The following is a 19,392-nucleotide window of genomic DNA, read 5'->3' as shown; positions in this document are numbered from 1 at the left end:
GCCGTCAGCGTCATGCCGCGTGTCCGGTGCCGGGTCGCTGGGGCATGAGTCCGGGGGTGAGGTCCCAGGTGACGCCGGTGGTGGTGACGGTGGCGGTGAGCAGGTCGCGGTGCACGATGGTGTGGTGGCGTGCGCACAGCAGGGCTGCGTTGCTCAGGGTTGTCTGTCCGCCGGCCCACCAGGGGGTGATGTGGTGGGCGTCGCACCAGTCGGGTGGTCGGTCGCAGCCGGGGAACGTGCAGTGCCGGTCGCGGTGGATGATCGCGGTGCGCAGGCCGCCGGTGAACAGGCGTCTGGTGCGGCCGACATCGAGGGCTTCTGACTCGCCGCCCAACACCATCGGGATCACGTTGGCGTCACAGGCCAATCGCCGTAGGGTCCCGGCGTCGAGCAGGTCGCCGTTGATCGTCCGCCCGATCCCGGGTAGGTGGCCGGCAGTGGTGAGCTGGTCGATCAGGGTCTGATGATCGAGGGTGATCACGATCTTCGCCGACCCGCCGACGGTGCCGCTGCTGTGCGAGCGGTCCCCGTCCAACAGCCGGGCCGCCACCTCGGCGAGCTCGGTCAGTGCGTCCGCACGCCGCTTGCTCGGGGTGCGGGTGTCCCGCTCCGTCACTGCGCCAGGAGCACTGGGGGCCGCGCTCGGCGTCGGGTCGGCCGCGGCATCAGCAGTGTTCCCGTCAGAGCGGGGTGCGGAAAGAGCCTGAATGGCGTGTCTGATGACCGCGGCGTGACCGGCCGAGAGGTCTGCGGTCAACCGGGTCAGCCCGTTGGGCAGGTCGGCCCAGGTCAACGTCTCGCACGCCTGCTGGTGCTCCTCCTGCGCGACCAGCACCTCGGGGGCGAACCGGCCGATGATCCGCGCCGACAGGTCCCGCAACGTGCGGGTCCCGGTGTGCGACAACGCCAGGTACCAGGACAGCACCTCATCCCGATCCGCACCGGGAATCACCGGCAACACCTTCGGGACCTCCCGCAACGCCACCCGCGCACAGCTCACGCTCACCACCCCAGCGGCCAGCGCATCCGCCACCACCCGGTTGCGCGGGTCGGCGCACCCGGTGGCGACCGAGCCGATCCGGCGGAAGACAGCCGGCTCGGCTGTCACGGGCGCACCCGCCATACCGGCGGCGTTGGCTTGGGTGATACACGCACCGACCCATCCGCCCGCATCGGTCGCCGTGGAGCTCGCGACCACTCCGCGGGTGACCGCCTCGGTCGTGGCGACCGCCGCCAAGGACTCCGCCCGGGAGACCAACCCCACCATCGTCGCGACGAACCCACCCAACTCCGCCTCACCGAGTTGGTACAACGCACCGTGCCAGTCCTGCAGATCCGTCACCAACTCGGCCAGCCGATCCAGCAACCCAGCCGCAGCACCCGGCCCGGCTGACACCAGCCCTGAAGCGGGCGGAAGCTGTGCATCAGGCACCCGGGAGATCCCCTCGACACCCATCCGCACCCACCCCCTCCCTGGTTGTCTGGCGGGTCTGCGATCTACCCCTCATCGTACGCGCGTTCGAAGTTAGACGCAAGGGTTATCGAGGCGAATCTTCATACTTCTCAATGTGATTCGCCTGTACGTGATCCACATTCCCCGCCGAATGCCGGTGTTGTCCACACCGGGGTGGGTCTGCTTGTCAACTCGCGGTGAGCATCCGGAGGGAGAGTGCGTCGATGCGCGCGCGGGTCTCGCCATCAGTCGCGATCTGCGCGCACAGCCCCTGCACCTCGCCGAATCGGATCGATCCCCGGACGGCAGTCCGCACGTGCGGATCGTTCGCTCGCCAGCCCGCGATCGGGCACGGGCGATCCGACTGTCGGTAGCGCCGGCAGTCTCGCGTCGCACGCCCGCAGGTCGCTGAAGCGCACCAAAGCCCGCACCGCATCCGAGGCACGTCCGATGCGGTGCGCCCAACATCGCCCCTCCCTGGGACCTGCTTGTCAGCGCGCGGTGAGCACCCGGAACGAGAGCGCGTCGATGCGCGCGCGGGTCTCGCCATCGGTCGCGATCTGCTCGCCCATCCGCGCGCACAGCCCCTGCACCTCGCCGGAAGCGAGCCCGGGAATCAGCCTCAGCACCACCCGCAGCTGACCGTCGTCATCGCTCTCGCAGTCGGCCGACACCACCGCCGGCTCGTCCCGGACGGCGCGGGCGATGGCATCGCGGACGAACGGGTCGGCGTACGCCGGGAGCCACGCACGCTGAGTGGCCAATGCCCACACCATGCTGGGGCGCACGATGCGCAGGTGCTCCGAGCCGAGGTCGAGCACCAGGACATCGCACCCTTCGGCCACCGCCGCCTGAGCGGCCTGTGCGGACGGGACCGGACGGGGCCGTGCGTCAGCATTCCAGGCGTGCAGTGCCTGCACCCCGGAGAACACCGGCAGGGCCCGTTCGCCGTCCGGGGCCGTCAGCGTCACGACGGCCATCTGCGTCGATTTCTCGACGGTGAGCCCGTCGTCGGTGTCCTCCGTGTCGTCCGCCGTCGCGACGATCGGCACCAGCAGCCGGACTGCCGACAGTGCCGACATGAACGTCGTGTCGTCGGCATCGATGGCGGCCATCAGCGCCGTGTCCGCCTCGCCGGTGTCCTGCTCGAAGCCGGTCGCAGGAAGCTGCCTGCCCTCCCACGGCTGATCGGCGGAGTCGTGGTGGTCGCTCACGGCCGCCCCGCCGCGTCGAGCGCCTGACCGAGTGTGAAAGCCCCTCGATAGAGCGCGGATCCGACGATCGCGCCCTCGACACCGTCGGGCACCAGGGCCCGCAGAGCCTCGATGTCGGCGACGGTCGACACCCCGCCGGACGCGACGATCGGGCGGTCGGTCCGCGCACAGACGTCGCGCAGCAGCGGCACGTTCGGCCCCTGCAGCATCCCGTCCTTGGCGACATCGGTCACGACATACCGAGCGCACCCCTCGGAGTCGAGTCTCGCCAGCGTCTCCCAGAGGTCACCACCCTCGCGGGTCCACCCGCGAGCCGCCAGCGTCGTGCCGCGAACGTCGAGCCCGACCGCGATCCGATCGCCATGCTCGGCAATGGCTTTCGCAGTCCATTCCGGATTCTCCAGCGCAGCTGTGCCGAGATTAACCCGACGGCACCCACTGGACAGTGCGGCAGCGAGTGTCGCCTTGTCACGAATTCCGCCAGACAGCTCGACCTTCATGTCGAGGCGACCGACGATCGAGGCCAGCAACTCACGGTTGTCACCCCGTCCGAACGCGGCATCGAGGTCGACCAGGTGCAACCATTCGGCGCCCTGCTCCTGCCACGCCAGCGCCGCCTGCCACGGATCGCCGAACTCCCCTCCCGAGCCGGCCACTCCCTGCACGAGCTGCACGGCCCTGCCGTCGACCACGTCGACCGCAGGCAACAACTCCAGCCGCGGACTGGTGCCTTGCTCGGAAACCACTGTCATTCCTTTCGATTCGTTCTTGCACGGGCTCGGTCAGAACGACGCGAGCCAGTTCTCAATGAGTGCCGCTCCGGCGTCTCCGGACTTCTCGGGGTGGAACTGGGTGCCCCAGAGTGCGCCGTCCTCCACGGCTGCCACGAAGACCTCTCCGTGCTCAGCGGTGCTTACAAGGGGCGCATGACCCGCACCCGAGATGCCGGAGCCGAGAGGCTGCGACGCGGCGTAGGAGTGCACGAAGTAGAACCATTCGTCCTCGATGCCGCGGAACAGCGCCGAACCCGACGCTGTCCGCACCTGGGACCATCCCATGTGCGGTACGACGGGAGCCTCCAGGCGGGTGATCGTGCCGGGCCACACACCGATGCCGTCGAGACCGTCGGTGGCGTAGTGCTCGGTCGACCCCTCGAAGAGCACCTGGAAACCGACGCACACCCCCAGCACCGGGAGACGCGCGGCGAGCCGCTCCGCGATCAGATCCGGGCCGCCCACCTGACGTAATCCCGCGACGCACGCGTGGAAATTGCCCACGCCCGGCACGTAGAGACCGTCCGCACGGCGTACCGACTCCGGATCGGCGGTGAGTTCCACCTGTGCACCCACCCGCTCGAGCATCCGCACGACCGAGCGGATATTGCCGCTGCCGTAGTCGAGGACGACGACCTGCTTCACGACGACCCGGTGACCGTGTCGCGAATCTCCGTGCGTTCCAGCACTAGCCGCTCATACTGGCGAACCGACCGCTCCTCGGGTTCGACAAGCGTCGAGCCCTCCGCGCTCTTGACCCCTCGGCCGAACACCAGCCGTTCGCCCGGCAGCGCGAGCAGCTCGACGAGGTCGCCGAGTACGTCGGTCACGGCGGCCGATCGTTCGGCCAGGACGGCGCGCACCTCCCGCTCGACCTCGGGCGCCACACCGGCGGCTCGTACGAGGTCCATGGGCGACGCGGCAGGCAGCGACGGCACCCGCGCGGTGCCTCGACCGGACTCCCAGACGAGCCACCGGGGCACGGCTCGCCAGCCCGCGGGATGCACGGTCACCACGGCGCGGCCGTCGATGTCGAAGAGCCCGAGCGCGCTGCGAAGGTTGGACGGCACACCGCGGGAGGCGAGGACGAGGTGCCCGGCGTCGTACGGCGCGGGAGCGGGTGCGGCGCCGGCGGGCACGACCGCGATCCACCCCGAGAGCGGCACGACGAAACAGGGGGCCTGCCCGCGGCGCACCCAGGTGTCGACACGCTGGCGGTCACCGTGCAGGTAGAGCACCCCGGTCGCGGGTCGCGTGACCGTCATGGCGGGTTAGAGCGCACCCTTGGCGCTCGGGATGCCGACCACCCGCGGGTCGCGCGCGACCGCGGCTCGCAGCGCTCGCGCCACCGCCTTGAACTGGGCCTCGACGATGTGGTGCGGGTCGCGGCCGGACAGCACGCGCACGTGCAGGGCGATGCCGGCGTGGAAGGCGAAGGACTCCAGCACGTGGCGGGTGAGCGCGCCGGTGTACGTGCCGCCGATGATCGCGTAGACCTGACCCTCCGGCTCTCCCTCGTGCACGACGTACGGGCGGCCCGCGACGTCGACGACGGCCTGCGCGAGCGCCTCGTCCAGCGGCACCATCGCGTCGCCGAAGCGGGAGATGCCCGACTTGTCGCCCAGCGCCTCACGCAGAGCGTCACCGAGCACGATCGCGGTGTCCTCGACCGTGTGGTGCGCGTCCACGTCGATGTCACCGGTCGCGGCGACGGTCAGGTCGATCAGGCTGTGCTTGGCGAAGCTCTCGAGCATGTGGTCGTAGAACCGCACGCCCGTGCTGACCTGCGCCTCGCCGGTGCCGTCGAGGTCGAGGAAGAGGTCGACGCCGCTCTCCTTGGTGGCGCGCTGGACATGAGCCGTGCGGTGTCCCGCGCGCGCAACCGTGCCTTCGTCGTACGCCGTCATGCGGTGCCCTTCCCGTCCTGATCGAGCGTGAGTGCCAGCGCGTCGAGCACCGACTGCGTCTCCTGCATCGTGCCCGCGGTGATCCGCAGATGGTGCGGCAGACCGACGTCGCGCACGAGCACACCACGGTCGAGCAGGTGCTGCCAGGAGGCTCGCGCGTCGGCGAATCCTCCCACGAGGACGAAATTGGCGTCGCTGGGCACGGGATCGAGGCCGAGCCGGGTGCAGCCCTGCACCAGCGCGTCCCGCGAGGCCTTGATCTGCTCGACCATCGACAGCATCGTGCGCGCGTGCGTCAGCGCCGCCAGCGCGACCGCCTGCGTCACCGACGACAGGTGGTAGGGCAGGCGGACCAGCCGCAGCAGCTCGGTCAGCTGGGGGTCGGCCGCCAGGTAGCCGAGCCGCACGCCGGCGAAGGCGAACGCCTTGGACATGGTGCGGGTGACCACCAGCCGATCGCGGCCGGGCAGCAACGTGAGCGCGCTGGGGGTGCCCGGGCGGGCGAATTCGGCGTACGCCTCGTCCACCACCACGATGGCCCGTGGTGCGGCGTCGTACACCGCGGTCACCGTCTCAAGCCGCAGCGCGGTGCCCGTCGGGTTGTTGGGCGAGCACAGGAATACCACGTGCGGGTCGTGCTCGCGCACCTGGGCGACCGCGAGGTCGGTGTCGATGTCGAAGCGGTCCGGAGAGGCGTCGCGCAGTCCGTCGACCCAGGTCGTGCCGACACCGCGGCTGATGATCGGGTGCATGGAGTACGACGGGGTGAAGCCCAGCGCAATACGGCCCGGCCCGCCGAACGCCTGCACCAGATGCTGCAGCACCTCGTTCGAGCCGTTGCCCGCCCAGACCTGCTCACGGTCGATCTCGCAGCCGGTGGTCACCGACAGGTAGCCGGCCAATGCCGTTCGCAGCTCGACAAATTCGCGATCCGGATACCTGTTGAGACCGGGGGCGACGCGAGTGACGGCGGCCGCGATCGCCTCCACCACGTCGTGCGGCACCGGGTGGGAGGACTCGTTGGTGTTGACGGCGACCGGTACGTCGAGCTGCGGCGCGCCGTACGGGCTGCCGCCGCGCAGGTCCGCGCGCAGCATCGCCTGGAAATCGGTCACGACGAGGCGCTCACGCGTCCGGGAAGCGCGCGGTGACGGCCTCACCGTGCGCGGGCAGGTCCTCGGCGTTCGCCAGCGTCACCACCTGCGCCGCGACCTCCTGCAGTGCCTCCCGGGAGTAGTCAACGACGTGGATGCCGCGCAGGAACGACTGCACCGACAACCCGCTGCTGTGGCAGGCGCAGCCACCGGTCGGCAGGACGTGGTTGGAGCCGGCGCAGTAGTCGCCCAGGCTGACCGGGGCGTACGCGCCCACGAAGATGGCGCCCGCGTTGCGGATCCGCGCGGCCACCGCCGCGGCGTCACGGGTCTGGATCTCCAGGTGCTCGGCCGCGTAGGCGTCGACGACCCGGATGCCGTCGTCGAGCGAGTCGACCAGCACGATCCCGGACTGCCGCCCGCCGAGGGCGGTCTTGACGCGCACGGCGTGCCGAGTCGCGCCCGCACGGGTGTCGAGCGCGCGCTCCACCTGCTCGGCCAGTTCCGGGCTGTCGGTGACGAGCACGGCGGCCGCCAGCTCGTCGTGCTCGGCCTGGCTGATCATGTCGGCGGCGACCAGGTCGGCGTCGGCGGCGTCGTCGGCGAGGATCGCGATCTCGGTGGGACCGGCCTCGGCGTCGATCCCGATCAGACCCTTGAGCAGGCGTTTGGCGGCTGCCACGTAGATGTTGCCCGGGCCGGTGACCAGCGTGACCGGCTCGCACACCGTGGTGCCGTCCTCGTCCGACGCGCCGTACGCGAACATCGCCACGGCCTGGGCCCCACCGACCGCATAGACCTCGTCGACGCCGAGCAACTCGCACGCCGCCAGGATCGTCGGGTGCGGGTACCCGTGGAAGACACCGGTGTTGGTGGACTGCGGCGGGCTGGCCACCGCCAGCGACGGCACCTCGGCAGCCTGCGCGGGCACGACGTTCATCACGACGCTGCTGGGGTAGACCGCGATGCCGCCGGGCACGTAGAGACCCACTCGATCCACGGGCACCCAGCGCTCGGTCACCACACCGCCGTCGGTGACCGTGGTCGAGGTGTCGGTGCGGCGCTGGTCGGCGTGCACCAGGCGGGCGCGCCGGATCGACTCCAGCAGAGCGCCGCGGATCGCGGGGTCGAGCTGCTCGACCGCGGCCCGCAGCACCTCGCGAGGCACCCGCAGCGAGGTCGGCCGCGCCCCGTCGAAGCGCTCCCCCAGCTCGAGCAGCGCCTGCACGCCACGCGCCTGCACGTCGGCGCAGAGGGGACGTACGACGTCGAGTGCCGCGTCGACGTCGAACTCGGCACGCGGCAGCGCGTCACGCAGGCCGCGGGCGTCCAACGACGACAGAGCGGTACCGCGCAGGTCCAGACGGGATATCACGAGACCAGTTTAGTAGCCGGTCCCGGGGCGCTCCGCGCTCGTCCACGACCCGGGCGCCGTCGTACACCGCGCTTCGTCGGAGGCGGCCCGCGACCCTGACACAGGTCGGTCCGAGAGCCACAGGCCGGCCTGTGGCTCTCGGTCCTGGCTGTGCCGCCGTCAGCCGGGGTGCGAGACGGCACAGGCGATGCAGGTTCGCGCGAACGGCCGGGCCTCCAGCCGTTCCGGTGCGATCGGACCGCCACAGACCTCGCACACGACGTAGGTCCCCTCGCGCACCCGGTCCAGCGCGGCATCCAACGCCACGAGCCGGCGCCCGACCTGGTCGATGAGCGCCGACAGCTGCGAGCGCTCGTACGCGATCGTCGCGCCCTCGGGGTCGTGCTCGTCGTCGGCGTTGGTGTCGCGCGACGCCTCGACGGTGCGCGCGAACTGGCGCCGCAGGTCCTCCCGACGCTGCAGCGACTCCGCACGATCCGCCGCCAGCGCGGCCTCCGCACCGGACGTGTCGCTCATCCGACCAGCATCCCTCGCCAGGGCGCCCCGCGCGGACGCGCGAGCCTCAGCGGGGCGTGGGGAACGCGTCGCGGCCCTCGGTGAGGTCGCTCTCGTAGAAGCGGTGCTCGATGATCGCTCGGGCGAGCCGCGTCTGCCTGAGGTAGTCCTCCTGCAGCCCGTAGCTGCGTGTCAGGGGCCACCCGAGCAGGCTGGCGATGCCGCGTACGTCGGCCAGACTGCTCGGCAGCGACTCCATCGCCCGCCCGCGCCACAGCACACCCGCGTTGCGCATCCGCGTCGCGAGCGACCACGTCGCGCCCAGCGTCTCGGCCTCGTCCTCGGTCAGGAGGTCGTGCCGCGCCATCACGGCGAGCAGCGAATAGGTGCCGGTGTGCCGCAACGCCGGGATCTCGTGTGCGTGCTCGAGCTGGGCGAGCTGCACGGTCCACTCCACGTCGGACATCCCGCCGCGGCCGAGTTTGAAATGGGTACGCCGGTCGCCGCCGCGGGGGATCCGCTCGGCCTCCATCCGGGCCTTCAGCCGGCGGATCTGGCGCACGGCGGCGTCGTCGATGCCGCCCTCGGGATACCGCAGCGGGTCGATGAGCCGCACGAACCGCTCTCCCAGGTCGACGTCGCCGGCGATCGGTGCCGCGCGCAGCAGTGCCTGCGCCTCCCAGCCGGCCGACCAGCGCTCGTAGTACGCGGCGTACGACGCGAGCGTCCGCACGATCGGACCGGACTTGCCCTCCGGGCGCAGGTCCGCGTCGACGGTGAGCGAGGGGTCGGGGCCGCTCGCGCCGAGCGAGTCGCGCAGCCGGTTGACCACCTGGGTCGCCTGGGTCTGCGCTGGACCGGACTCCGCGCCCTCGTGCGGGTCGTGCACGAAGAGCACGTCGGCGTCGCTGGAGTAACCCGTCTCGCGCCCGCCCAGGCGCCCCATGCCGATCACCGCGATCCGGGTCGCCAACGGCCCGCCGGTCGTGCGCTCCACCTGCCGGATCGCGACGTCCAGCGCCGACTGGATGGTGGCCGCGGCGATGTCGGTGAGGGCCTGCTCGAGCGTGTCCAGGTCGAGCGTGCCGGCGATGTCTGCGACCGCCACCCGGATCAGCTCGGTGCGCCGGGTCTCCCGAATGGCCCGCACGGCGTTGTCGGGGTCGTCGTGGCGGTCGATGGCAGCTCGCAGAACGTCAAGGATCTGGTTGCGCCGCAACGGGATCCGTGCGCCCGCCGACCCGAAGACGGCGACCGAGGAGGGTGCGCCCTCGATCAGCTGACCGGCGTACCGGCTGCTGGCGAGGACCCGCGCCATCAGCTGCGCGGCGCCGCCCTCGTCGCGCAGCATCTTCAGATACCAGTGGGTGCCGCCGAGTCGGTCGCTGATCCGGCGGAAGGCGAGCAGCCCGAGGTCGGGGTCGGCCTCCTGGGCGAACCAGTGCAGCATCACCGGCAGCAGCGTCCGCTGGATCGCGGCCCGGCGGCTGACCCCGCCGGTGAGCGCCTGGATGTGCCCGATGGCGCCCTTGGGGTCGGCGTACCCGAGCGCGGCGAACCGGTCCTGGGCACTGTCGAGAGAGAGGCACGCGTCGTCGTCGCTCAGCCGCGCCACCGCGGACAGCAGGGGCCGGAAGAAGAGGCGCTCGTAGAGGCGGCGTACGTCGCGGGCGGTGTCGCGCCACAACTTCACCACCCCCTCGGCCGGGTCGCGGGTGATGCCGAGCGCGCGTCCGAGCGGCCGCAGCTGCTCCGGGTCGGTCGGCATCAGGTGGGTGCGGCGCATCCGCGTCAGCTGGATGCGGTGCTCCAGCACCCGCAGGATGCGGTAGCAGCGGTCGAGCTCGTGCGCGTCCGTGCGCCCGACGTACCCGCCGCGCATCAGAGACTCGATGCCGACGAGGGTGGCGCGGTTGCGCAGGTGCTCGTCGCTGCGCCCGTGCACCAGCTGCAGCAGCTGCACGCTGAACTCCACGTCGCGCAGCCCGCCCGGCCCGAGTTTGAGCTGCCGCTCGGACTCGCTCGCCGGCACGTACTGCTCGACCCGGGCGCGCATCGCCTGCACGTCCTGGACGAAGTTCTCACGGGTCGAGGCCTGCCACACCATCGGCAGCATCGCGTCGAGGTACGCCGCGCCGACCTCGGCGTCGCCCGCCACATGCCGCGCCTTGAGCAGGGCCTGGAACTCCCAGGTCTTGGCCCACCGCTCGTAGTACGCCGCATGCCCGGCGACGGTGCGCACGAGCGGTCCTTGCTTGCCTTCCGGACGCAGGGCGGTGTCGACCTCCCAGAGGGTGCCCTCGGCGGTGTGCGCCGAACACGCCTGGATGGTGGCCACCGCGAGCTTGCCGGCGATCTCGCGCGCGCCGGTCTCGTCGTCGTCCCCCTCGGCGGGCTCGGCCACGAAGATCACGTCGACGTCGCTGACGTAGTTGAGCTCCCGGCCGCCGCACTTGCCCATCCCGATCACGGCGAGGCGGGCCCGCTCGGCGCCGTCGACCTCACGGCGCGCGATGCCGAGCGCGGCCTCGAGACAGGCACCGGCGAGGTCGGCCAGCGACTCCCCCACGATCGGCAACGCCTCGATCGGATCGCTGGTGACGTCGTACGCCGCGATGCGCACCAGTTGCCGGCGGTAGGCGACCCGCAGTGCGTCGTACGCGGGGGTGCCGGTGGCGTCCCCGACATCGCGCGCCACGTCCTCGTAGACCGTCGCGGCGTCCCGCAGCTGCGCGTCGGCGACTTCCCGCCAGTGCGCGGGATGACGCACCAGGTGGTCCGTCAGGCCGCTGGAACTGCCGAGCAGCTGAATCAGGCGTCGTCGGCCGGCGCCGGCGTCGGCGAGGAGCGCCCCGAGCTGCTCCCGGTCCTCACCATCGGCCGCCTCGCTCAGCCGGACCAGGCCCAGCACGGCCTGGTCGGGGTCGGGCGAGGCAGCGAGCAGCGCGACGACCTCGTCGGACGCCCAGTCGGCGAGGTCCTCCAGACACCGACCGGAGCGGTCGGCGTCCAGGAACCCAGCGCGGACCAGCGCACCGCGGGTCGGAGCCGTCACGGGCGGTGCAGGTACTGGTCGAGCTCGAACTGGGTGACCTGGTCGCGGTAGGCGGCCCACTCGGCCTTCTTGTTGCGCAGGAAGAAGTCGAAGACGTGCTCCCCCAGCGTCTCGGCCACCAGCTCGCTGTTCTCCATCAGGTGGATGGCGTGGTCCAGCGAGGCGGGCAGGGGGTCGATGCCGAGGCTGCGGCGTTCACGGTCGGTGAGGTTCCAGACGTCGTCCTCGGCCTCCGGCGGCAGCTCGTACTCCTCCTCGATGCCCTTCATCCCCGCCGCGAGCATCACGGCGTACGCGAGGTAGGGGTTCGCGGCGGCGTCCAGCGACCGGACCTCGATGCGCGTGCTCTGGTCCTTGCCCGGCTTGTGCATCGGCACGCGCACCATGGCGCTGCGGTTGTTGTGGCCCCAGCAGACGTGCGCCGGGGCCTCGGCCCCGCCCCACATCCGCTTGTAGGAGTTGACCCACTGATTGGTAACGGCCGAGATCTCGCAGGCGTGCCGCAGGATGCCCGCGATGAAGTGCTTGCCGGTGCGCGACAGCTGGTAGGGCGCGCCCGCCTCGTGGAAGGCGTTGCGGTCGCCCTCGAAGAGCGAGACGTGGGTGTGCATGCCGCTGCCCGGGTGGTTCGCGAGGGGCTTGGGCATGAAGGAGGCGAAGATGCCCTGCTCCAGCGCGACCTCCTTGATGACCGTGCGGAAGGTCATGATGTTGTCCGCTGTCGACAGCGCGTCGGCGTACCTCAGGTCGATCTCGTTCTGGCCCGGGCCCGCCTCGTGGTGGCTGAACTCCACCGAGATGCCCATGCTCTCGAGCATCGTGATGGCCGCGCGGCGGAAGTCGTGGGCCGTGCCGTGCGGCACGTGGTCGAAGAAGCCGGCGTTGTCGACCGGCACCGGCGGGGTGTCGGTGCTCGTGCGCTGCTCGAAGAGGTAGAACTCGATCTCCGGGTGCGTGTAGAACGTCAGGCCCTTGTCCGCGGCCTTGGTGAGCGCCCGTTGCAGGACGAAGCGGGGATCGGCGGCGCTGGCGGTGTTGTCGGGCAGCCGGATGTCGGCGAAGAGCCGTGCCGTGCCCGGGCTCTCACCGCGCCAGGGCAGGATCTGGAACGTCGAGGCGTCGGGCAGCACGAGCATGTCCGCCTCGAAGACGCGCGCCAGCCCCTCGATCGAGCTGCCGTCGAAGCCGATGCCCTCGGCGAACGCCCCCTCCAGCTCGGCCGGGGCCACGGCCACCGACTTGAGCATGCCGAGCACGTCGGTGAACCACAGTCGCACGAAACGGATGTCGCGCTCCTCGATGGTCCGGAGCACGAATTCCTGCTGACGATCCATGCCGTGATCCTAGGTGTAGGCCGCCGCCGGGGCGGGCCGCACCGGTTGTCAGCGGATCTGTGACGCCGACGCCACGGATCGGCTGACAACCGGGCGGAGCGAACCGCTCGCTAGGGTCGGGCGCATGACCGAGGAAGCTCCGCCCTACGGCACCGGCAACGCGCCCGCCGCCCCCTCCGACGGCTCGGCCGCCGCGCCGGTACGCCGCGTGCGCACCCACCACCTGCTCGCCCTCAAAGAGGAGGGCACCCGGTGGTCGATGCTCACGACGTACGACCAGTACACCGCCGCCATCTTCGACGAGGCCGGCATCGAGGTGCTGCTCATCGGCGACTCGGCCGCCAACAACGTCCTCGGCTACGAGACGACCCTTCCGGTCACCGTCGATGAGCTTCTCCCCCTCGTACGCGCGGTCTCCGGTGCCGCTCGACGCTCCCTGGTGATCGCGGACCTGCCGTTCGGCAGCTACCAGCGCGACCCGGGCCAGGCGTTCGACACCGCGGTGCGCTTCATGAAGGAGGGCCGCGCCCACGGCGTGAAGCTGGAGGGCGGCGCCGCGATGGCGCCGACCATCGCGCACCTGACGGCGGCCGGCATCCCCGTGATGGCACACATCGGCTTCACCCCGCAGAGCGAGCACGCGCTCGGCGGTTACCGCGTGCAGGGCCGCACCGACGCCGGCGACGAGCTGGTGGCTGCGGCGAAGGCGCTGCAGGACGCGGGAGCCTTCGCGATCGTGATGGAGATGGTGCCCGCGCCGGTCGCGGCCCGGGCGACGCAGGCGCTGCAGATCCCCACGGTCGGCATCGGCGCCGGGCCGGACTGCGACGCGCAGGTGCTGGTCTGGCAGGACTTCGCCGGCCTGCGCGGCGGGAAGATGGCGCGCTTCGTCAAGCAGTACGCCGACCTGCGCAGCACCCTGCTGGAGGCCGCGCGCGACTATCGCTCGGACGTGGTGTCGGGCACCTTCCCCGGGCCCGAGCACAGCTTCGAGAAGTAGCTACCTCTTCACCGGGCGGAGGGGTTCCTCCTCGAGCGGAGGGGTCACGTCTCCTCCGGTCGGCGGCGTACCGCTCCGCTCGGTGAGGTCGTCCGAGCGCTCGGGGGCCTTCGCGCGGGTGGGCACCGAGCGCCACATCACCGCGGCGGCGCCCAGGCCGGTCGCGCCCGACACGATCACCCCCGCGCCGAGGCTGAGCACCGCGGTCACCCCGGCGAGGACACCGGGGCCGATCGTCGAGCCGGCATCGGACAGTTCGCGCCAGATCCCGAGGAACGGCGCGCGGCCGCGCTCGGGTGAGAAGTCCGCGCCCAGGGTCATCACCATCCCGGCGCCGATCCCGTTGCCGAAACCGAGCACGCACGTGACCAGGCACAGCGTCACGGCGCCGTGGGTGAGCGGGATCGCCATCATCGACACGGCCATCACCAGCATCGACGGCACGGTCACCCAGCGTCGCCCGTAGACGTCCATCACCTTGCCGGCCGGATAGAAGACCAGCATGTCGATGCCCCCGCTGATGCCGTAGATCAGCGATGCCGTCGTCGGCGAGAGCGACAGGTGCTCTGCCCAGAGCGGGATCACCGCCTGCCGGGTCGCGCGGATCGCCGACACCAGCAGGACGCCCATACCGACGGTCAGGAACACCCGGCGGTAGTCGTGCAGCGTGCTCCGCACGGTCACGTCGGCCAGCTCACCGGCAGCCTTGCGTCGTGAGTCGGCCTCGTGCGGCAGCTCTTTCAAGGTCGCCCCGAGCACACCGGCGAGCGCGAGCGCGGCGGTGCTGACGACGTACGCGCCGGCGAGGTGCCACAGGCTCATCGCCGCGGCCCCGATGAACGGCCCGACGAAGACCCCGATCCGCATGACGCCGCCGAGCGTGGACAGCGCGCGGGCGCGGTGGGTCGCGGGCACGGCCTCGGTCAGATAGCTCTGCCGGGCGAGCATGAAGACCGAGGCGCTGATGCCGTAGAGGACGGCGCCCGTGGCATAGATCCAGACCTCGTGGCCGACGAGGAAGAGCAGCGAGGCGAGCACGCCGACGACCGACGCCCCGATGATCGCGTGCCGCTCGCCGTAGCGGTCGGTGATGATCGAGGACGGCACGTTGAAGATCAACGAGCCGACGTTGATGAGCATGACCATGGTCGCGGCGATCGCGACGCTGGCGCCGACGTCGCGCGCGGACAGGGGCAGTACCGGGAGCATCGCGCCCTCGCCGAGCCCGAACAGCAGGGATGGTCCGTACGCCGGGATCGCCAGGGCTCCGAAGCCGAAGCCGTCGTCGGTGGAAGTCATCTCGACGTCAAGATTAGAGCCTGCCTATGGAAGCCGCTGCCCACCCCGGTCGAGACGAGATCGGTCAGCCGGGACTCAGTCGGAGGAGCCCTTGGAGTTCCAGTCGCGGTCCTCGGCATCCCATTTCTCGGTGTTCTCCCGAGCCTTCGCCAGAGCGTTCGCGGCATCGTCCCGGCTCTGGTACGGACCCATCAGGTGGTCGGCCGCGCTCTTGTGCTCGTCGTCCTCGACCTGACCGCTGTCGACGTTGTACCAGTAGGTCATCGCGTGCTCCTGTCCACGGGAGGAATGTGCCTGTTCGCCGCCCCTACACTGGCACACCTATGCCCTCGTCGACTGTCACCGCAGGCCGGGTCGGCCCGCGTCGCGCCGTGCCCGCGGGCATCGCCCGGCCGGAGTATGTCGACCGCCCGGCACCCGCTCCGTTCACGGGTTCGGAGGTCAAGGACGCCGCCACCATCGAGGCCATGCGGGTGGCGGGCCGGATCGCCGCGGGCGCGCTGCAGGCGGCCGGCGCCGCGGCCGCGCCGGGCGTCACCACCGACGAACTGGACCGCATCGGTCACGAGTACGTCCTCGACCACGGTGCCTACCCCTCGACGCTCGGCTACCGCGGCTTCCCCAAGTCGCTGTGCACCAGCGTCAACGAGGTCGTCTGTCACGGGATCCCCGACGACCGTCCGCTGGACGACGGCGACCTGGTCAAGATCGACGTCACGGCGTACATCGACGGCGTCCACGGCGACAACTGCGCCTCGTTCCTGGTCGGCGACGCCGACGAGGAGTCGCGACTGCTGGTCGAGCGCACCCGGGAGGCGATGATGCGCGGCATCCGGGCGGCGCTCCCCGGTCGCCAGGTCAACGTCATCGGTCGGGTGATCGAGAAGTACGCCGCCCGATTCGGCTACGGGGTGGTGCACGAGTACACCGGTCACGGCGTCGGCCAGACCTTCCACTCCGGCCTGGTCATCCCGCACTACGACGCGGCACCGGCGTACGACGACGTGATCGAGGCGGGCATGACGTTCACCGTCGAGCCGATGATCAACCTGGGCGGGTCGGCGACGCAGCTGTGGGACGACGGCTGGACCGTCGTCACCGCGGACCGGTCGCGCTCGGCGCAGTTCGAGCAGACCATCCTCATCACGCCCACCGGACCCGAGATACTCACCACCGTCTGAACATCCTGCGCATCCCCCGCTTCCGGCACCCGCCGGCCGCCCTTCGAAGGAGAGTCCATGTCGACCACTCACCCCCTCGGTATCGACGTCGGCGGCACCGGCATCAAGGGCGCGCCGGTCGACCTGCGCACCGGTGAGTTCGCGGCGGACCGCCTGCGGATCGACACCCCGAAGGAGTCGACGCCGGACGCCGTCGCCGACGTGATCGAGAAGATCGTCGACCACTTCAAGGACCTGGTCGGCGAGCAGCCCATCGGCGTCACGCTCCCGTCGGTCGTCACCCACGGCGTCGTACGCAGCGCCGCCAACATCGACCAGTCGTGGATCGGCACGAACGTCGAGGAGCTGCTGCAGGGCCGCCTCGGCCGACCGGCAACGGTGCTCAACGATGCCGACGCCGCGGGTGTCGGCGAGCTGCGCTTCGGCGCCGCGCGCAACACCGAGGGACTGGTGCTGGTCTCGACGCTCGGCACCGGCATCGGGTCCGCGCTGCTGAACAAGGGGCAGCTGGTGCCCAACTCCGAGCTGGGCCACCTGGAGATCGACGGGCACGACGCCGAGAGCAAGGCGTCCAGCGCCGCGAAGGATCGCGAGGAGCTGTCGTGGGAGGACTGGGCGGCGCGGCTGCAGCGCTACTACAGCCACGTCGAGGACCTGCTCTGGCCGGACCTGATCGTGGTCGGCGGAGGGGTCTCCAAGAAGGCCGACAAGTTCCTGCCGCTGCTGCACCTGCGCGCGCCGATCGTGGCCGCCCAGCTGCGCAACGCCGCCGGCATCGTCGGAGCGGCGTACGAGGCCGTGGAGTCCGCGAAGGCCGAGGGCACCCACCGCGAGTAGCCCTCCGGTCAGCTACGCGAGACGCGCAGGCCGAGGAACTGCGCGAGGCTCTCGATCTCGCGGTCGACCGCGCGCGTCATGGCCGCGGTGAAGTCGACGTCCTCGTGCACCGCGTTCACGCGCAACAGTCCCGCGTCCAGATCCGAGGCGGCGTCGAGCTTCCCCACGAAGCTGTCGCCGTAGAGGATCGGCAGCGCGAAGTAGCCCCACCGTCGCTTGGCGACCGGCTTGTACATCTCCAGCTGGTAGTCGAACTGGAAGATCTCGGTGAGCCGTTTGCGGTCCACCACCAACCGGTCCAGCGGTGACAACAGCGCGGCCCGGCCGCGGAACGGCAGGCCGAGCTGCGCCGGGTCGACGCGCCAGGTGCCCCGCACCCCCTCGATGACCGCCTCCTCGCCGGCATCGCCCACGTCCCAGGGTTCGCCGGGGGGCTTGGTCATCGACGCCCGCGCGATCCCGAGGGAGGTCAGCCGCCGACGGTCACGCTCAGGGTCGGCGGACTCGGCATCGACCACGTCGGTGGTGGGGTAGACCCGCTCCGCCAGGTCCCACAACCGCTCCCGACCCTCCCGCGAGGCCACCGCGATCTCGCCGCGGGCCTCCATCAGGTCGAGCATGCGCGGCACGTTGCGGTTGTTGTTCCACCCCGACGACCGCCACGGCACCACGCAGGTGTCGGGCAGATCACGAGCCACGGTCGGGCCGTCCGACCGCAGGATGGCCAGGATGTCGTCGTGACAGGCCTGACTGGCCGTCAGCCACCGGGCGAGCCCGGTGCGCCACGTGACCTCCTCGCCCGGCCAGGCCGTCATCTGCGCCCGGAAGAGCGCGATGTCCTCGCCCGGCCGCAGCAGCCCGGTGTACTCCACGACCCGCCCGGAGTCGAGCAGGTCGTCGAGTTCGGCCGGCTCGTACGCCGCGCCGAGCCGGCTCCAGCAGACGAGGTCCACGTTGGGCGCCACCGCGGCCGTCAGGTCGACCTGGATCAGGCACAGATGCCGGATGACCGACAGCAGGTCGGTGGGCCGGGAGGCGTCGAGCAGCTGCGCCCGCACCGCGATCCGGCGGGCATCGCGTCGCGTCAGGCGGTGCACCATCGCCTCACCGTAGGGCGAGGGAGTGACACCCGGTGGCGATCCCGCTCAGGCGGGCGTCAGGCGGTGGTGCTCTGCGGTTTGCCCGACCGCGCCGCACGAACGGCGGCCTCGACCGCTCCGCGAGGGTCGCGCAGGGCGCCCCGGACGGCCGGCACGCCCCGCTTGAGCCCGCGGCGTACGACGGGTAGGGCACGCTCGAAGGTCGAGTAGAGCGGCGACAGCGGCACGTCCCAGGTGCCGAGCAGCAGGTCCTCGTGCGTGGCGAACTGCCGTTTGAAGTCGGAGATCCCGTCGTTCAGCAGCCCGTTGAAGTCGTAGCGCGAAACCCCTGCCTCGCGCATCTGCGTCATCGCGTGGAACTTCAGCCCGTAGTTGAGGCGCAGCTTCATGCCGCGCGGACTCACCCCGCCATAGAGCTCGAACGCCGTCGTGCCGGAGACGACCAGCCACACGAAGGCGACCAGCTCCTCGCCCTCCCACGCCGCGAGCAGCCGGGACCGATCGCCCAGCAGGTCGCGGATGCCGCGGTGGTAGGCGTCGTCGTGCACCGCGAAGTCGGCGCGCTCCGCCGTGGCCCGGTTGATGGCCAGCACGGCGTCGAGGTCGGCGTCCGTGGTGACCTCGCCGAAGCGGACGCCCTCCGCGCGGAAGGACTTACGCACGTTCTGCCGGGTGGAGGAGGTCAGCCCCTTCATCAGGGTCTCGTCGTCGGCGCGCACGTCGACGATGAGCGTGCGCGGGATCAGGCCCGTGTTGGTGCTGCGCCGGAAGCCCGCGGCCTCCACTTCGGCGAGCCAGCCCACCGGTGCCCGCTCCTGCAGCACGGCGATCTGGTTCTCGTCGGCACCCTTCTCCAGCGGCGCGCCCGGCTGCTCCCAGTCCGGCTCGATGCTCAGCGCGATCGGGCGGTGGGTGGTGCGGACGTACTCGGTCAGCGCGGCCAGCACCGGCCCGCGGTCCTCCTCGGCGGCCTGGGGTCCGCGCGGGATGTAGGCGAGGCTGCGGAACGGGCGGGGCAGCGTGCGCAGCAGCACCTGGGCGCTTCCGATCGTGCGGTCGCCGTCGCGCACGACCAGACGGTCGGCGCTCCACTCGTACCGCGACTTGAGCTCGCCCCACCCCCACAGCTGCAGCGGGTGACCGCCGGCCTCGTCGACGAGCGCGTCCCACTCGGTCTGATCGCGGCAGGGGGTCACCGTGAGCGTCATGGACGGCAGGCTATCCGGCGCCGTACCGATCGCCGCCATCCGTCGACAGCGCGGGTCGCTGTCGCGG

19 protein-coding genes are annotated in these 19,392 nt (G+C 71.2%); 3 read left to right on the top strand and 16 right to left on the bottom strand.

From position 1 onward, the window contains the following. Positions 1-10 precede the first annotated feature (10 nt). From HNR15_RS06830 to HNR15_RS06780, 12 genes are all read right to left on the bottom strand, one after another. Complete coding sequence (locus HNR15_RS06830) at positions 11-1,456, bottom strand: HNH endonuclease signature motif containing protein (protein ID WP_179480230.1); 1,446 nt, start codon at positions 1,454-1,456, stop codon at positions 11-13. 184 nt (positions 1,457-1,640) lie between these two features. Then, complete coding sequence (locus HNR15_RS18595) at positions 1,641-1,769, bottom strand: hypothetical protein (protein WP_281373859.1); 129 nt, start codon at positions 1,767-1,769, stop codon at positions 1,641-1,643. A 175-nt stretch (positions 1,770-1,944) separates the two neighbouring features. Continuing rightward, positions 1,945-2,667 (bottom strand): SseB family protein, encoded by a 723-nt coding sequence (locus HNR15_RS06825; protein WP_343048450.1) that lies wholly within the window; start codon positions 2,665-2,667, stop codon positions 1,945-1,947. Beyond that, a complete protein-coding gene (priA, locus tag HNR15_RS06820) occupies positions 2,664-3,413 on the bottom strand; it encodes a bifunctional 1-(5-phosphoribosyl)-5-((5-phosphoribosylamino)methylideneamino)imidazole-4-carboxamide isomerase/phosphoribosylanthranilate isomerase PriA (protein ID WP_343048449.1) in 750 nt (249 codons plus the stop codon). The genes HNR15_RS06825 and priA overlap by 4 nt, the downstream gene beginning before the upstream one ends. A gap of 36 nt (positions 3,414-3,449) precedes the next feature. Further along, positions 3,450-4,085: an imidazole glycerol phosphate synthase subunit HisH gene (gene hisH / locus HNR15_RS06815; RefSeq protein ID WP_179480228.1), complete on the bottom strand. Its 636-nt coding sequence runs from the start codon at positions 4,083-4,085 to the stop codon at positions 3,450-3,452. Continuing rightward, positions 4,082-4,705 (bottom strand): hypothetical protein, encoded by a 624-nt coding sequence (locus tag HNR15_RS06810; RefSeq protein WP_179480227.1) that lies wholly within the window; start codon positions 4,703-4,705, stop codon positions 4,082-4,084. Before HNR15_RS06810 ends, hisH begins: the two co-directional genes overlap by 4 nt. Before the next feature lie 6 nt (positions 4,706-4,711). Next, complete coding sequence (hisB, locus tag HNR15_RS06805; RefSeq protein WP_179480226.1) at positions 4,712-5,347, bottom strand: imidazoleglycerol-phosphate dehydratase HisB; 636 nt, start codon at positions 5,345-5,347, stop codon at positions 4,712-4,714. Then, positions 5,344-6,462: a histidinol-phosphate transaminase gene (locus HNR15_RS06800; protein ID WP_179480224.1), complete on the bottom strand. Its 1,119-nt coding sequence runs from the start codon at positions 6,460-6,462 to the stop codon at positions 5,344-5,346. Before HNR15_RS06800 ends, hisB begins: the two co-directional genes overlap by 4 nt. Positions 6,463-6,472: 10 nt before the next feature. Further along, positions 6,473-7,816: a histidinol dehydrogenase gene (gene hisD / locus HNR15_RS06795; RefSeq protein WP_179480222.1), complete on the bottom strand. Its 1,344-nt coding sequence runs from the start codon at positions 7,814-7,816 to the stop codon at positions 6,473-6,475. Positions 7,817-7,975: 159 nt separating this feature from the next. Further along, positions 7,976-8,332, bottom strand: coding sequence for a TraR/DksA family transcriptional regulator (locus HNR15_RS06790; RefSeq protein WP_179480220.1), 357 nt, complete (start codon positions 8,330-8,332; stop codon positions 7,976-7,978). A gap of 46 nt (positions 8,333-8,378) precedes the next feature. Beyond that, on the bottom strand, positions 8,379-11,366 hold the full coding sequence (locus tag HNR15_RS06785) for a bifunctional [glutamine synthetase] adenylyltransferase/[glutamine synthetase]-adenylyl-L-tyrosine phosphorylase (RefSeq protein WP_179480218.1): 2,988 nt from the start codon (positions 11,364-11,366) through the stop codon (positions 8,379-8,381). Continuing rightward, complete coding sequence (locus HNR15_RS06780; protein WP_179480216.1) at positions 11,363-12,700, bottom strand: glutamine synthetase family protein; 1,338 nt, start codon at positions 12,698-12,700, stop codon at positions 11,363-11,365. Before HNR15_RS06780 ends, HNR15_RS06785 begins: the two co-directional genes overlap by 4 nt. A 124-nt stretch (positions 12,701-12,824) precedes the next feature. Between HNR15_RS06780 and panB the strand changes: the two genes are divergently transcribed. Then, on the top strand, positions 12,825-13,700 hold the full coding sequence (gene panB / locus HNR15_RS06775) for a 3-methyl-2-oxobutanoate hydroxymethyltransferase (protein WP_179480214.1): 876 nt from the start codon (positions 12,825-12,827) through the stop codon (positions 13,698-13,700). Here panB and HNR15_RS06770 read toward each other — a convergent pair whose 3' ends face one another. Both HNR15_RS06770 and HNR15_RS06765 read right to left on the bottom strand, forming a co-directional pair. After that, positions 13,701-14,999 (bottom strand): MFS transporter, encoded by a 1,299-nt coding sequence (locus HNR15_RS06770; protein ID WP_179480212.1) that lies wholly within the window; start codon positions 14,997-14,999, stop codon positions 13,701-13,703. 75 nt (positions 15,000-15,074) lie between these two features. Continuing rightward, a complete protein-coding gene (locus HNR15_RS06765; protein WP_179480210.1) occupies positions 15,075-15,263 on the bottom strand; it encodes a methionine aminopeptidase in 189 nt (62 codons plus the stop codon). 59 nt (positions 15,264-15,322) lie between these two features. On the opposite strand from HNR15_RS06765, the gene map reads away from it, so the two are divergent. Together map and ppgK are read left to right on the top strand one after the other, a co-directional pair. Further along, a complete protein-coding gene (map, locus tag HNR15_RS06760; protein WP_179480208.1) occupies positions 15,323-16,180 on the top strand; it encodes a type I methionyl aminopeptidase in 858 nt (285 codons plus the stop codon). A gap of 57 nt (positions 16,181-16,237) precedes the next feature. Next, entirely contained in the window at positions 16,238-17,017 is a 780-nt protein-coding gene (ppgK, locus tag HNR15_RS06755) for a polyphosphate--glucose phosphotransferase (RefSeq protein ID WP_179480206.1), read from the top strand. Positions 17,018-17,025: 8 nt separating this feature from the next. On the opposite strand, the gene HNR15_RS06750 is transcribed toward ppgK, so the two are convergent. Both HNR15_RS06750 and HNR15_RS06745 read right to left on the bottom strand, forming a co-directional pair. Continuing rightward, a complete protein-coding gene (locus tag HNR15_RS06750) occupies positions 17,026-18,117 on the bottom strand; it encodes a DNA glycosylase AlkZ-like family protein (RefSeq protein ID WP_179480204.1) in 1,092 nt (363 codons plus the stop codon). A 56-nt stretch (positions 18,118-18,173) separates the two neighbouring features. Beyond that, positions 18,174-19,325: a lipid II:glycine glycyltransferase FemX gene (locus HNR15_RS06745; protein WP_179480202.1), complete on the bottom strand. Its 1,152-nt coding sequence runs from the start codon at positions 19,323-19,325 to the stop codon at positions 18,174-18,176. Positions 19,326-19,392: the final 67 nt, after the last annotated feature.

It is taken from the genome of Allobranchiibius huperziae, assembly GCF_013410455.1.
GTDB classification, from domain to species: domain Bacteria; phylum Actinomycetota; class Actinomycetes; order Actinomycetales; family Dermatophilaceae; genus Allobranchiibius; species Allobranchiibius huperziae.
This window is presented reverse-complemented; position numbering and strand designations above follow the sequence as displayed.

Excerpts from the sequence above, each read along its gene's own strand:
- HNR15_RS06770 (WP_179480212.1), bottom strand. The coding sequence starts at position 14,999 with ATGACTTCCACCGACGACGGCTTCGGCTTCGGAGCCCTGGCGATCCCG.
- hisB (WP_179480226.1), bottom strand. The coding sequence starts at position 5,347 with ATGACGGCGTACGACGAAGGCACGGTTGCGCGCGCGGGACACCGCACG.
- HNR15_RS06750 (WP_179480204.1), bottom strand. The coding sequence starts at position 18,117 with ATGGTGCACCGCCTGACGCGACGCGATGCCCGCCGGATCGCGGTGCGG.
- HNR15_RS06790 (WP_179480220.1), bottom strand. The coding sequence starts at position 8,332 with ATGAGCGACACGTCCGGTGCGGAGGCCGCGCTGGCGGCGGATCGTGCG.
- panB (WP_179480214.1), top strand. The coding sequence starts at position 12,825 with ATGACCGAGGAAGCTCCGCCCTACGGCACCGGCAACGCGCCCGCCGCC.
- HNR15_RS06810 (WP_179480227.1), bottom strand. The coding sequence starts at position 4,705 with ATGACGGTCACGCGACCCGCGACCGGGGTGCTCTACCTGCACGGTGAC.
- HNR15_RS06765 (WP_179480210.1), bottom strand. The coding sequence starts at position 15,263 with ATGACCTACTGGTACAACGTCGACAGCGGTCAGGTCGAGGACGACGAG.
- HNR15_RS06830 (WP_179480230.1), bottom strand. The coding sequence starts at position 1,456 with ATGGGTGTCGAGGGGATCTCCCGGGTGCCTGATGCACAGCTTCCGCCC.
- HNR15_RS06745 (WP_179480202.1), bottom strand. The coding sequence starts at position 19,325 with ATGACGCTCACGGTGACCCCCTGCCGCGATCAGACCGAGTGGGACGCG.
- ppgK (WP_179480206.1), top strand. The coding sequence starts at position 16,238 with ATGTCGACCACTCACCCCCTCGGTATCGACGTCGGCGGCACCGGCATC.
- HNR15_RS06780 (WP_179480216.1), bottom strand. The coding sequence starts at position 12,700 with ATGGATCGTCAGCAGGAATTCGTGCTCCGGACCATCGAGGAGCGCGAC.
- map (WP_179480208.1), top strand. The coding sequence starts at position 15,323 with ATGCCCTCGTCGACTGTCACCGCAGGCCGGGTCGGCCCGCGTCGCGCC.